This window comes from Neobacillus drentensis (genome assembly GCF_036965245.1).
Classification (GTDB): Bacteria; Bacillota; Bacilli; order Bacillales; family Cytobacillaceae; genus Neobacillus; species Neobacillus drentensis_G.
Map to the genome: position 1 here is coordinate 1 of NZ_JBALPG010000090.1, position 12699 is coordinate 12699.

Here is a 12699-nt window from a genome sequence, read left to right on the forward strand (position 1 = left end):
CATGGATGGCTAACGGGTGCAAGAGTTAAAGAAATGGGATCGTTGCGGCGGTCTTTTCTTATTGTGCTAACGGGGCAGTTTTTGTTTAAAAATATTGTAAAAAAAAGTTAAATTTGTAATATAATATTAGTAATTCGTTGGTTAGTTTTTAGTTTGGAGGTGTTATGATGATTTGGATTTATATATTTACACCTATCATTATATTGGCTGGAATAGCCATTTATTTTGACAAAAAATCTGGGGCGACTTCACCAGATGAAAGAACAGCTGATAAGTTAGAGGAATATCCACCAGAAAATCCTTTCGGACCCAATAATTTTTGACCTTAAAATGATTCAAATACAACTTTTCAAAGACAATGTGAAGGATTGTACTTAAAGTAACTGGGTGCTAGAGTTTAAGATCAGAGCTGTCATTTTGGCAGCTTTTCTTGTTCCACTAACGGGAGGTTAGTTGAAAAACGAGTAATTATTCGTTCAAAATGGTAAATGTAATCATTGTTATTCGAAGAGAGGTTGAATATGAATAGTCATTTTAATAGGGAAGAGTACAATAAACTTATTGAAAAATACAATTACAAGGAAATGTTGCACGATGCCTTTAAACAGGTGATTACACCTGAATATAAAAAGCACGGATTCAAAAAGAAAGGAAAGACTTTTTATAGAGAACGTGAAGGGATTATTGAAATTTGTGAAGTGCAATACTCAAGAGGAAATCATCGAACGACGGCAAGTTTTACTTATAACACAAGTATTGCAATACCATCTTTATACACCAAACTTGGAATACAGGAAAGCGATAAACTTAACACAATCATTTGCGGTCTTTCTTTTGGAGAAGTGGTAAGATGGGCGTATAATTTGCCCGCCAGTGTTGATGATTGGTATTACTTAGAAGCATATAGCCAAGAGAAACCTTCTGATGTTTATTATGGACAGGAATTGTCTGAAGCTGAAATATCAAAGCAAAAATCATTCGAATCAAATTGGGAGATGCGTTATAACGTTAAGACTGGCGAAGGGTTCGATAAAGTTTTGGTGGAGGATATTGAAAAGGTCATACTCCATTTCTTTAAATCAATTCCTGATGCAGAGTCATTAATTGAATATCTTAGAAATAACGAACCAAAAAGAGAATTCGACGAACAAATGATGTATCAGTTGGGACATCTTTATTATGAAAACGGTGAACAGGAAAAAGGAAGAGAAATACTAAAAAGGATTCGTAATGGTGCATACAAAGTAGCCATTAATGATGATATTGAATCAGAACGAATTGTTTTGTAAACCTGCGTTTTTTTCGTATTCCTTATTGAAACTCATCACATTTTTTTAGGTGCGAAAGTTGAGTTAATAATAAATAAATTAATCTTAAAACTAGATTTATTCAATGATGTATTAGAGGAAAAAAGTAAAAGAAAATATATGCAATTAATAAATTGGTCTACTTGTATATTGGTGCTTATTGCGATTTTTGGAAGTTAATTTAGCTGTTTGATTTGTTACTTATGCAACTAACGGGTGCAATTGTTAAAGAAGAATGATTGCTTCGGAGACATGTTATGTGAGGTGAAAAAGTTGAAAAAGAAACATAAAAGAGAAAGATTGAAGGCACTTGAAATAGCAAAACAATTTGAAAAAGAATTTAACGCAGACCCTAATAATAATTTCTCTATTGAGTTATTTACTTTGACTGGAGTTCCAGGTGAATGGTCAGTAGGTTATAACCTATACTCTCGTAGTGGCAATATTATTGATGGACCTTTAGCAATGATAATTGATGAAAATGATAAGATTATTAGCCTTGAAGAATTTATTATGAGAAGTAAAGAATAGGATTTAAATTTACAGGTCTCAGAGTGTGCTTATTTTACTAACGGGTGCAAGAGTTGAAGATCCAGCTGCCAATTTTGGCGGCTTTCTTCTTAAGCTAACGAAGCAGTTTTGTTCAATAAGAAATTAATAATTTTTAAAATTGGTGGTATTGTTATTAGAAAAACAACGGCTAAAGGATGATGAAGAGTTGTTTGAGATTGAAATCAAAGATGTTTTTAAGATTACAGGTAGAGGGTTTATTTTAGCAGGAGAAATAATCAGAAATGCTTCCAGTATTAAAATTGGAGAATCATTAAAATTGAAGGATGAAAATGAAATAAAGATACCTGTTATTTCTATCACATTGCCAAACTATATAGTTGGGGAAGATCGATTAAAACAAATTGATATATTGTCTGACATACCAGAAGAATTGGCAAAATCATTAAGAGGAAAACGTCTGTATAAAAATTAAAAATCTCCAACGTGCTTTTGAAGATGGATCGCTGCGGCGGTCTATTTACTTATTCGACTTAACGGGCAGTTTAATTTAAGTGTAATTATTCACAATCTGTATTATTAAATGTCCTTTTCCTCCACACAAAAAGACTCCCACCACATGAAAAAGGAGAATGAATTCATTATGGAATCATCCCCTCAAATAGTTTGAATATGCTTATACTTATATTACTCATCAATGACTCGCTAAACGTTTTTCAAAATCCGCCTTAAACAACAGAATAGCATCAATATTTACAGCAAAATCATGGTCACTGATATTAAAATTAGTTATAAACTCGTCAGATCTCTCACGAACCATAATTGTCGGACGGATATTGTCTCCAATAGCGTCCTTAGTTACAGCACTTCCATAGAAATACCAGTTAGTTTGAGTAGGCGCATTTGCTGCATTCTTAGATAAGTCATTTTTTATTAATTCGCATAATTGATCCATAAAATCTTCATTAAGCTTAATGGTTTTTCCATGGTGACCATCAACAGATATATCAGCATATCCATACCAAATATTCCTGCTTGTAAGCTTTCCGTCTTTTGAAGTGTATGTTTCATCAAACAAAATCTTCATTTCATACCCTCCGTTAGTATAAAATTTCTTCACACTATTATACACCAATTAGAAAATGTAAAATAGCTTGCTGTTAGTCTCACTATACTTGTAAGAGTTAGGCAAGCTAACTTCATGGTAGGGTTCCTCCTAAAGTTGTGAGTTAGAGTGGTGTCTATACTCATATCTTACTGAGGGGCTTTATTTTTTTCAAACCTGATATTTAACGATCTACAGGAATGCTCTCGTATCTGACGTAATCTGCTTTAGGAGACAAGGTCATCTCACCGTCTGGTAAACGAGGGCTATGGCTCCAGAATCAAATGTCTTGTTTTCGATAAGTTTAAGATTGATCTTCTCCTTGTGACCTTGGAATAACGGCAACCCGCTGCCGATCAGGACGGGAGAAACCGTAATTTTATACTCATCTATTAAATCAAGCTGCATAAGGTAGTGTGCTAACCTAGGACTGCCGAGGATGACCATATCCTTGCCTGGCTGCTGTTTGAGGTTCTTGATCTCTTCCTCGACATCTTCTTTCACCAGTCTGGAATTGTTCCATTCGACTTTCTCCAGCGTCGTGGAAAAAACGATTTTGGCTGTCTTTTCGATCCACTCGGCATGATTCCGTTCATGCTGCGAAGCTGAGGGGTTCGAAGGCACAGATGTCCAGTAACTGTGCATCATCTGATAAGTCCCACGTCCCCATATGACAGTGTCGGCAGTACTCAGAATTTCTTTCGCGTGTTTCTCCAAGTCAGCATCGTAGGAAACCCAGCCGATGTCCATTTCACCGTTCGGACCTTCTACAAAACCGTCAAGCGATGCGTGCAGAAATAGAACGAGTTTTCTCATTTTTAGTTCTCCTTTGTTCATGAGGGATATTTTTTTCATACTTCTTTACCTCCAATGTAAGTATAACCAATTTTTTATAAATTTGGGTAAAAAAGTTCTATAAGTTACACTAATTAAAATAAAAAACAGGCAATGCCTGTTTTATGCTTTTATCCAATATTCCAGACTGTTCGATTTCATACTAACGCGTTCTTCATTTCAAGGAGTGCAGCCGTATCGTCTTTTTGCCATAAAAAAAGAATCACTCTCCTCGAGAAATTGTTTTATTATTTATGCTATTCCCAATTCTTGTGTCAACCACTTTATCAAAAATATTTGATTTATTTTTCAGACGGAAATAAAATGGGAAGAGCAAATCATATTTAAGCCAAGTTTGTGAAGGATTACACTTAAACAAACGGATGCTTTAGTTTAAGAATAGATCGTGTACCTACCAGATAAAACTCGCCAAGATTTGAAGCGAGTTTTTTTGTTATAGCAATAACTAGAAGGATATCAACAATACTTACGAAGACAGCCTTTTTTTATTTGACTAACAGGAGATTGGTTACATAAGAAATAAGATAAAAGGACTTAAAATTATAGTCTTTGAGTCTATAAAGGAAAAATGAGATTAATTAATCTTCCGTATATTTGGTTAATTTCTCAAACTCTTTGCCAGAGACATACCGATGGCTGTAGGTAATAATACTATATTTAGTGTACTTCTCCCCAGGTATACGAATAGTTATATGGGGTCTCGCCAACATTTTACGGAAAACATACGCTAAGACATTAAACGTGGTTAAAAATTTAATATTTTAGTAAAGTTGTTGAACATTGATTATCAATTTGCTCCTGTTGCCCCTAAATTACTCCACTTATTTGCTACTTTGCGGTGGAATGGGTTATTGGATATCTTCAAAAGGAAAAAAAACCTTATAAACCCTTTCTCAATAAAGTGCTCAGCAATCTCTGATTTTCTGAACAGACCCTTAACGTATGTTATCAGCATTTTGTTGGTACTACCCCTATTTTAAGTAATATGTATAGTTAACTTTACAAAATGAATACTTTACTTTACAATAGAGGCAATTGAAGGAAATATGAGGTAATACTAATGGAAATTAAAAATCGGGTAAAGGAATTACGTGCAAGGCATAATTTGACGCAGGGGGAGCTTGCTGATGATGTCGATGTAACAAGACAAACGATTGTCGCGTTGGAGAAGGGGAACTATGTGCCATCTCTAATGCTGGCAATGAAGATCGCCAGAATCTTTAAACTGCCCATCGAAGAAATTTTTTATTGGGAGGATGATGAAGTGTGAAAGCTTTGCGTAATGGATTTTCCATCATTATAATGTTGATTTTATTTGGCTGGGCCATGTCAGTCTTTTACTATGTATCTATCGATATCGTAGAATTTTTTAAGGATACATCACGTGATTATCTTTTTGAAGTAAATATCATGCCATTCATTGCCTTTTTTACAATTGGTGGGTTCGTTGCCTTTCTATCATTTCGTCACAAGAAGCGGAACAGTAAGGAGTTTTCGAAGGCAATATGGCTGCCTGATGAGTTTGCGGAAAATGATGAGCGAGAGCAGCTAATTACGGCACGCGCATGTCGTGCTGCCTACATTAGCATGTTGTACGCATTTCCAGTGATCACTGTATTGCTGCTTTTCTATCCATTTGTTTCCGAGACCATTCCATATTATCCTATTATTGTATTTTCGCTGCTTCCGTTAACACAAATTCTAACGTACCTGATTTCATGGCAGAAGAATTATGGATAATCTAAAAAAACAAAGGAACTAATTCAGTACGATGCCGGTTATGAAAAATATTCATGTGCGATATTCATTATTCGCTAACAGTTCAATCGAATACCTTGGAAACGAATTTGATATTGATAAAATACTAAAAATGCGCGTTTCTGACAAGAGAACATCCAATTAACTAATTTTCGGCACAAAAGATTACCTCCATGTTTACTAGTGTAATCAATATAGATTTAATGAAGGAAATTGAGTTACTAAAAACGTATTAAAATCCATAAAAAAGATCAAAATGTGGCAGCATCCTGATCCCAAAAAAACTTCATGATGTTAGTTTTTGGGGTTTCTTACCTTGTTTTTGGAAACACTCAAAATAAGTTGTCTTTTTCGGAAGAACTACCTAGTTGGCAGATTAGGTGGTTCTTCTTTTTTTGGCTTTACTAAGCCAACTACTACGATCCCGAGCTTAAAATTCTCATCTGAGGTTAAAAAGTTAAGTAAAGTTGTTCCTATTTCTGAAACATCGGATAGGGGTCTCGCCAACATTTCGCGGAAAACATACTATATATTTTTTTATACGGTAAGACATTAAACGTGTTTAAAAATTTAATATTATTGTAAAAATTAACAGGTACCACTGTTCCGACAAAATTTTTCTTTTCCACAAACGGTGCAGTTTTTTTTTAGAAGAAGGTCATTTTAATGTTTTATTGAATTTATTTACAGTAAAACGAATTGAAGGGATGGAGACTGATGAAGTTAACAATCATCAATAGCATTAGAACAAATAACTTTAATGATGAACATGTAATGCAAAAAATCACAGATATGTGGAAAGCTGCTTCAACAGATTTAACTGAGCATGAAAGCAGTATATACGGTGTTTATCATGGGTATGAGACGGATTATAAAGGTGACTATACTTTAAGTGTTGCGATCGAAGGAGAAGCAACACCATTAATAACAATTCCCAGTGACAAGAAATATAAGATATTTAAGGTTGATACCAATGAAGAACAAGGTATCTTTAACACTTGGAGCAAAATATGGGATGAAGAAAAAGAAGGTAATTTGCACAGTGCTTATACTTATGATTTTGAAAAATATTATCCTAATGGAAATATAGAAATTCACATTGCTATTAAGTAGAGTATGTGATTTTTCAACTAATAGAGTCATTAGTCAAACCAAGATCATTAGGAGGCAGGTAGAGTGTCAAATGAAAAAAAGAGTTTCATTGACTATCCAATGGTAAAAATTCCAGGGGGAGAAATAGAATTAAGAGACGATCGAATAAAAAGCAAATGGAAAGCTGAAATAAAACCGTTTCTTCTTGCCCGTTATCCTGTAACTAAAGGTTTATACTATGATATTACAAATAAATCACCTAATTCTTTTGACGGAGATCTAAAACCGGTTGTAAATATTTCTTGGAATGATGCCATTTCTTTTTGTAATCTACTTTCACAGAAAGCTGGACTGAAAGAGTGTTATTCTATTCGGAATGATGGTGAAAACATTATTTGTGATTGGGAATCGGACGGCTATCGACTTCCTTCAGAAGCAGAGTGGCAATATGCATGTAAAGCAGAGACTACTGGTTATAGATACGGAGAGCTTGATAAGATTGCCTGGTATAATGAAAATTCAGGAGGCAAAATCCATGAAGTAGGAAGAAAAGAACCGAATGCATGGGGTCTGTATGATATGTTAGGGAATGTTTGGGAGTGGTGTTGGGATTTATATGATGAACAAGTGTACGGCTCCTATCGAATTTTCCGAGGAGGTAGCTGGGCTGAAGAGGCCAGGGGGTGTGGGGCTTCGTGTCGTCGTCGCAGCCATCCGACATTTTGCATAGACGACCTTGGATTCCGTCTTGCCAAGTCTCTTTAACTTCAACAAACAAGCCAACTTCCGAGGTTTTACAGCTCAATTAACGGAGTTCGATGCTTTAACAAGGCATCGGCCTTTTTTAGTTCGATTCATATTGCAGATTGAATATGGAAAGAAGCTGGGGGAGAAATTTTATAAAAGCTAAAAAACTCATAGCTGGTAGTATTTCATCGAGTTATTACAGGAAAACAACATATAAAGCAGTAAACAAAACTTGAGGAGGTATTGTAGTGAACCAACACAAGATCATAATTACTCAATATAATCCTAAGTATGCTGAACAAACAGTAGATATGTGGCGAGCTAGTAAAGAGCAGGCTATTGGTCAGAAAGAAATTCACAGCTTTGAAAATCACGTTTATTTTTTAAATCATATATTACCTGAACAGTTTCAAATAGATTTAGCGTTAATTGACGAAAAAGTAGTTGGCATGATTGCCTATAATGAACAGGAAATAAGCCAACTTTATATTCATATAGATTATCAAGGAATCGGTATAGGTCAAACATTACTAGATAAAGTAAAAGCACAATCATGTGGGAGATTAACATTATTCACATTTGAAGTAAATGAAATTGCACAACGATTTTATGAAAAGCATGGATTTAAAATCATTGGCAGAGGACATGAAAATGAAGAAAATTTACCTGATATTCAATATGAATGGATATCAAAAAAATGATGTAATCGATTGATGAAGTAAATTGACGATTTAGTATCGTATTTGACCCATATTGTGAAACAAATAAAAGGGGTATGTGTTTATGAAAGATTTCCATTGCTGCGCGACATGCCGCCATTTTAAAGCAGAGAAAAAAGCAGAAGGAATGAAATATTATTGCAGCCGGTTAGGTTATGAAACAAAAACGAACTATAAGTTTAATTGCTGGAGCCCCAATGAGCATGTGATAAAGTTAATGAATAAGAGAAACACGCCCTAAAAAGACAGTTAAAAGAAAATTAATATTCTTAATTCGCAAAACAAGCATAAAACTAATTAAGTGGAGAAAGTGCTTATTCAACTTTTCTAGAAGTTGAAGTATCCTTTATTTGCTGGTTCCGTATCACGGCATATTTGTCTACCATGTAAGAACGGTTTTTTCTAACATTTTCTGTGGCAAAGCTATGCTTCATGGATGGCTAACGGATGCTTGATTTTAGGAACAGGGATTGCTGCAGCAATCCCTGTTTCTTTTTCGACTAACGTAAGCATGCTAGTTAAACAAGAATTAAAGGGAATTTTAAATAGGATAGCGAATTAAAAAGTAAGCAAAAGGAGTTGAGAAAGATGAATACTCCAGAAGAGGACTTTGTTATTGATGAGATATCTCCTGATGGAAAGTGGCTTTGTGTTTTTGAGGATGATGGAGAAACAGGATATTTTTACTTCTGTCCAATGTCATTAGATGGAGAAATGGTCGGGATTGCTGATGCTCTTTGGATTTATAATCAAATATCCCCTTCCATTTATGAATGTGAAAAAGTAGATATTATTTGGTCCGAGGACTCAATGAAGTCAATATTTATTGTTGATGGTGAGTGTTGGGGAATGTTCGATTTAACTTCTAAGAGAAAGCTAAATGCACCTAGGGAAAATAATAGTATAGTTACAATTCCATTAAGAATTTGGGAAGAGGGAATACCTTCAGAATTAGGAGAACCTCTCAATTCTGAAGTGGAGAATTAAACCCCATAAGTAAACTTAGCTTTTTGTTTTTTAACAAAACGGGTGCATTACTGGAACAACGGTAATGCCTTTTTCTTCTTCAAGTAAAGACGGAGTTAAGTGGAAAAAGCATTTCATTATTCAGCTTTCGCCTAAAGTGATGGGGTTTGGGAATGGAGACAGTGGAAAATAACAAATCGGCCCCCCTTTCTACTTGCTCGTTGGCAAACGATTTTACTACGCGGATTCCCGATAGACTATCCTCTACCTGTACGTTTACGTCTCCAATTCGCTCTTTGTTTCTTCTTAATGCCTTGTTCAACTTCTTATTAAAATACAATGCAAAGACACCTAAGAATGGTAAAAAACAGAATACGGTGATCGTTAAGGGTGCGTTAATAAAAAACAAAATGACAAACGCTCCTAAAAATCGAACGAAATATTTGATGTAATCTTCTGGACCATGATGGTACAGCTCGGAAAGGAGCAGCAGGTCGTGTGTAATCCGAGACATAAGCTGACCTGTCTTTTCCTTATCGTAAAAGCTAAAGGAAAGCTTTTGCATGTGTGTAAACAGTTCTCTACGCATATCACTTTCCATACGAGCCCCGATTTCATGTCCTTTGTAGTCCACAAAGTAGTTCCCGATATTCTGGATTACAGCTAAAACAAGCATCAGCCCACCAATCCAATACACTTCACTTAGCGCAGTGGACAAGTCTCCGTCCAGAACATCTTTCGTAATATACCGAACAAGCAACGGAAACACCAAAGTCAAAGCAGATACGATTATGGCACACGCCAATACCGAAAGAAATATTGTTAAATACGGTTTGTAATATGAGAAAAATTTTTTTACTGGAAAACGCATGATTTACCCCTTTTTGTATTATTTAAATAAACACATATAAGGGGGTACACCGTTTACATTTAAGTAAGTGTTCCACCCTTATATGTTTGTACGGTTTGATTAGTCATGTTTTTCATGTAAATTTCCTCCTTATTCATTGATACTTCTATAGTAATCGATTTCTTATAAAGAGAACAGAATATTTTGTTAATTTATATTTTGCAAGGGATAATATCCTGTGCAGGAAAAGTATTGTACATGGGAAGCGATATCATCGATGTAATGGAGAAATGGTTATCATTCAAAAAGTGGTGACAACGCCTATTTCAACAACTGTTTACTACGATTTATTACAATGTAAGAGTGAAGATATTTATTTTAAAATGCAAACTGATAAAGGAATTTCAGAGGTATTTTCATCAGCTTCTACTTCCAATAATATTGGTGATGTGTCAGTTGTGTGTTTTAATGGACTTTCAATTAAAGATAATAAATATTATTTAGTTCCTTAAGACATTCCAAAAAGTTCCCAGTATTTTAATTAAACTTTTTATCTAGGCAGCCGATAATATGCTATGAGACCTATTTTTCTACAAAAAAAAACCTTTATAATGTCTATTTTTATCGAATTTTATCGAATTTTCCCCCTAAATAATAGTAAACTATGGTAAAATGATGTAAAATATGAAAATTTGAGGTGATTTTACTAGATGAAGAAAACTATCGTTCGTACACTTTCGACAACCGCTCTTTTTTCGACGCTTTTCGCTGGGTCTGCACTCGCCGATACTTACAAAGTCCAAAAAGGTGACAGCCTTTCGAAAATTTCCTTGAAATTTAAGACAAGTGTCAATGAAATTAAGGCTCAGAACGGTTTAGCATCCGATCTGATCTATGAAAATCAAATTCTGCAAATTTCACCACAGACCGCAACCGTACAAGCTACACAGCAAACCAATTATACCGTTGTCAGAGGTGATGCGCTCATTAAAATCGCTAACCGCTACAATGTCACAGTCGGCGAGCTACAGCAGTGGAATAATCTTCAGGGCACGCTCATCTATGTTGGACAAGTACTGAAGGTATCTGCTCCGGGGCAAACAGTGACCGTGACACCACCGCAGCCGGCTCCAGCACCGCTGCCTCCTACACCGGCACCATCCGATACGAGTGAATACACTGTCAAAAGCGGCGACAGTCTGAGCAAAATTGGTGTCCAATATGGCATGACCGTACAGCAGTTGAAAACACTTAATAACTTACTATCCGATTTGATTTTTGTCGGACAAAAGCTCAAAGTTACGGGTTCCCAGACTCAGACACCTCCGCCAGTGGTAACTCCACCTCCGGCAGTCCTGCCGCCAGCAGCGAGTACGTATGTTATCAAAAGCGGTGATACTCTTGGAAAAATTGCTCGTCAATACAACATGACCGTCCAGAATCTGAAATCATTAAACGGCCTTACATCCGACATGATTTATGTGGGGCAAACGCTTAAGGTAACGGGACAGGCTACTACAGCACCGACACCTACACCGGAACCGCAGGGCGATGTGATCACGGTGGCAAAGAGCTTAATAGGAACGCCATATGTGTGGGGCGGAAGTAAACTTTCCGGCTTTGATTGCAGCGGGTTCATCTATTATGTCGCGAACCAAGCGGGTACGAAGATCGGCCGCTATAATGCAGCAGGCTATTATGACCGCAGCTATTATGTGGACAACCCTAAGCCTGGCGACCTTGTCTTTTTTGAAAATACATATAAAAAAGGTATCTCTCACGTGGGCTTCTACCTCGGCGGTAACCAATTCATCCACGCCGACGAGGCCCGTGGCGTCATGATTTCCAATTTAAAAAGTAACTACTATACCGCCCACTTTGCGGCGTTTAAGCGATTCTATTAAGGTGAAGCCAGTACTGTTTATAGCTGTACTGGTTTTTTATTGGAAAATTAATATAGCACTCGATATACGGTTGTGAAGTACACGAGACAAGCCAGTCTCCTATTTTAGGAGATTGACTTTTTTTATTTTTCAGGTTTAAAAGATTGATAGGTTGGCCATACTGATGAAAGCTACTAATTTGAGGGGGTTTTGGGGATGAAGGAAAGCAGGTTGGTATTTTCGGAGTTTGCTAAAGAGGATAGGTTCGAGCTGAACAAGTATCTTATCCAGTTGTTTGAGTATGTTTCTACTTTATCAAAAGCTGAAGACACGAATACCGAACCAAACTCATAACGTTGATGGCATTTTTGGCCATTTCAGTGAGTTTTGTCCTTTAGACGGCCTATTAAAGACATTTTTAGATTTTTTTAGTGAGTTTTGTCCTTTAGATTTATATTGAAAAGTGCTGCAGATTGAAAGTGTGCTTGGCCAAGGAACCTTGGTACGCTTTCTAATACCGAAGCGTCCATCTGTCACGTTAAATGTAGGATAAACTATATATAAAAAGGAGTCGGACCCTTATTCGGGACAGACTCCTTTTTTCTTTTCCAGTGTTATTCGTACGATTTTTTCCTTCTGCTGATTAATAGGAGGACTGTTCCTGTGATCAACAGCACTGCACCCGCAAGCAATGTATTAAAGATGTTCGTTGCTGTATTGGCTAATGTGTGTTTTGTGTTTGGACCCGCTGTTGGATCTGCTGGTTTATTCACTGGTTCCACTTTTTTCTTGACGTTTTCTGCCACGACCGCTGCTGCTTTCGTTTGCCCCTTTTCAATCGTGAACTTGATTGGGGTTGAGTCTAGCTCATAGCCTGTTGGTGCTTTTGTTTCGACAAATTGATAGT

General features: G+C 36.2%; 18 protein-coding genes. 14 read left to right on the plus strand and 4 right to left on the minus strand.

The genetic code is table 11. The features are described 5' to 3' along the window. Positions 1–167: 167 nt before the first annotated feature. The 4 genes from V7150_RS17835 (at position 168) to V7150_RS17850 (ending at position 2292) form a co-directional block, all read left to right on the plus strand. Positions 168–323 (plus strand): hypothetical protein, encoded by a 156-nt coding sequence (locus V7150_RS17835; RefSeq protein ID WP_166263120.1) that lies wholly within the window; start codon positions 168–170, stop codon positions 321–323. 198 nt (positions 324–521) lie between these two features. Beyond that, complete coding sequence (locus V7150_RS17840; protein ID WP_335521080.1) at positions 522–1289, plus strand: DUF4304 domain-containing protein; 768 nt, start codon at positions 522–524, stop codon at positions 1287–1289. A gap of 282 nt (positions 1290–1571) precedes the next feature. Further along, complete coding sequence (locus V7150_RS17845) at positions 1572–1838, plus strand: hypothetical protein (RefSeq protein WP_335521081.1); 267 nt, start codon at positions 1572–1574, stop codon at positions 1836–1838. Between the two features lie 148 nt (positions 1839–1986). Continuing rightward, positions 1987–2292 (plus strand): hypothetical protein, encoded by a 306-nt coding sequence (locus V7150_RS17850; protein ID WP_335521083.1) that lies wholly within the window; start codon positions 1987–1989, stop codon positions 2290–2292. Positions 2293–2511: 219 nt separating this feature from the next. Here the strand turns inward: V7150_RS17850 and V7150_RS17855 are convergent, their stop codons facing one another. Next, positions 2512–2904, minus strand: a complete 393-nt coding sequence (locus tag V7150_RS17855; protein WP_007085177.1) for a hypothetical protein — start codon at positions 2902–2904, stop codon at positions 2512–2514. A 258-nt stretch (positions 2905–3162) separates the two neighbouring features. Further along, entirely contained in the window at positions 3163–3738 is a 576-nt protein-coding gene (locus tag V7150_RS17860; protein ID WP_335521103.1) for a dihydrofolate reductase family protein, read from the minus strand. Between the two features lie 1099 nt (positions 3739–4837). Between V7150_RS17860 and V7150_RS17865 the strand changes: the two genes are divergently transcribed. From V7150_RS17865 to V7150_RS17895, 7 genes are all read left to right on the plus strand, one after another. After that, on the plus strand, positions 4838–5047 hold the full coding sequence (locus V7150_RS17865; protein WP_335521087.1) for a helix-turn-helix transcriptional regulator: 210 nt from the start codon (positions 4838–4840) through the stop codon (positions 5045–5047). Then, the gene (locus V7150_RS17870; RefSeq protein ID WP_335521089.1) at positions 5044–5517 is read left to right on the plus strand and encodes a hypothetical protein; all 474 of its coding nucleotides are present in this window, start codon (positions 5044–5046) and stop codon (positions 5515–5517) included. The genes V7150_RS17865 and V7150_RS17870 overlap by 4 nt, the downstream gene beginning before the upstream one ends. Positions 5518–6252: 735 nt before the next feature. Continuing rightward, complete coding sequence (locus V7150_RS17875; protein ID WP_335521091.1) at positions 6253–6648, plus strand: GyrI-like domain-containing protein; 396 nt, start codon at positions 6253–6255, stop codon at positions 6646–6648. A 99-nt stretch (positions 6649–6747) separates the two neighbouring features. Further along, positions 6748–7392, plus strand: coding sequence for a formylglycine-generating enzyme family protein (locus V7150_RS17880; RefSeq protein WP_335521105.1), 645 nt, complete (start codon positions 6748–6750; stop codon positions 7390–7392). 230 nt (positions 7393–7622) lie between these two features. Continuing rightward, complete coding sequence (locus V7150_RS17885; protein ID WP_335521093.1) at positions 7623–8075, plus strand: GNAT family N-acetyltransferase; 453 nt, start codon at positions 7623–7625, stop codon at positions 8073–8075. 82 nt (positions 8076–8157) lie between these two features. Further along, positions 8158–8334 (plus strand): hypothetical protein, encoded by a 177-nt coding sequence (locus V7150_RS17890; protein WP_335521094.1) that lies wholly within the window; start codon positions 8158–8160, stop codon positions 8332–8334. A 347-nt stretch (positions 8335–8681) separates the two neighbouring features. Next, positions 8682–9080 (plus strand): DUF2251 domain-containing protein, encoded by a 399-nt coding sequence (locus V7150_RS17895; RefSeq protein ID WP_335521095.1) that lies wholly within the window; start codon positions 8682–8684, stop codon positions 9078–9080. A gap of 79 nt (positions 9081–9159) precedes the next feature. Here the strand turns inward: V7150_RS17895 and V7150_RS17900 are convergent, their stop codons facing one another. Then, positions 9160–9930: an ABC transporter ATP-binding protein gene (locus V7150_RS17900; RefSeq protein ID WP_335521097.1), complete on the minus strand. Its 771-nt coding sequence runs from the start codon at positions 9928–9930 to the stop codon at positions 9160–9162. A 269-nt stretch (positions 9931–10199) separates the two neighbouring features. Between V7150_RS17900 and V7150_RS17905 the strand changes: the two genes are divergently transcribed. From V7150_RS17905 to V7150_RS17915, 3 genes are all read left to right on the plus strand, one after another. Further along, complete coding sequence (locus V7150_RS17905; protein WP_335521098.1) at positions 10200–10421, plus strand: hypothetical protein; 222 nt, start codon at positions 10200–10202, stop codon at positions 10419–10421. 198 nt (positions 10422–10619) lie between these two features. Then, positions 10620–11813 (plus strand): C40 family peptidase, encoded by a 1194-nt coding sequence (locus tag V7150_RS17910; protein WP_335521099.1) that lies wholly within the window; start codon positions 10620–10622, stop codon positions 11811–11813. Positions 11814–12008: 195 nt separating this feature from the next. Continuing rightward, on the plus strand, positions 12009–12146 hold the full coding sequence (locus tag V7150_RS17915) for a hypothetical protein (protein WP_335521101.1): 138 nt from the start codon (positions 12009–12011) through the stop codon (positions 12144–12146). Positions 12147–12406: 260 nt separating this feature from the next. Here the strand turns inward: V7150_RS17915 and V7150_RS17920 are convergent. Then, positions 12407–12699, minus strand: a 293-nt coding sequence (locus V7150_RS17920) for an MSCRAMM family protein (protein ID WP_335521102.1), incomplete at its 5' end; no start/stop codon positions are given.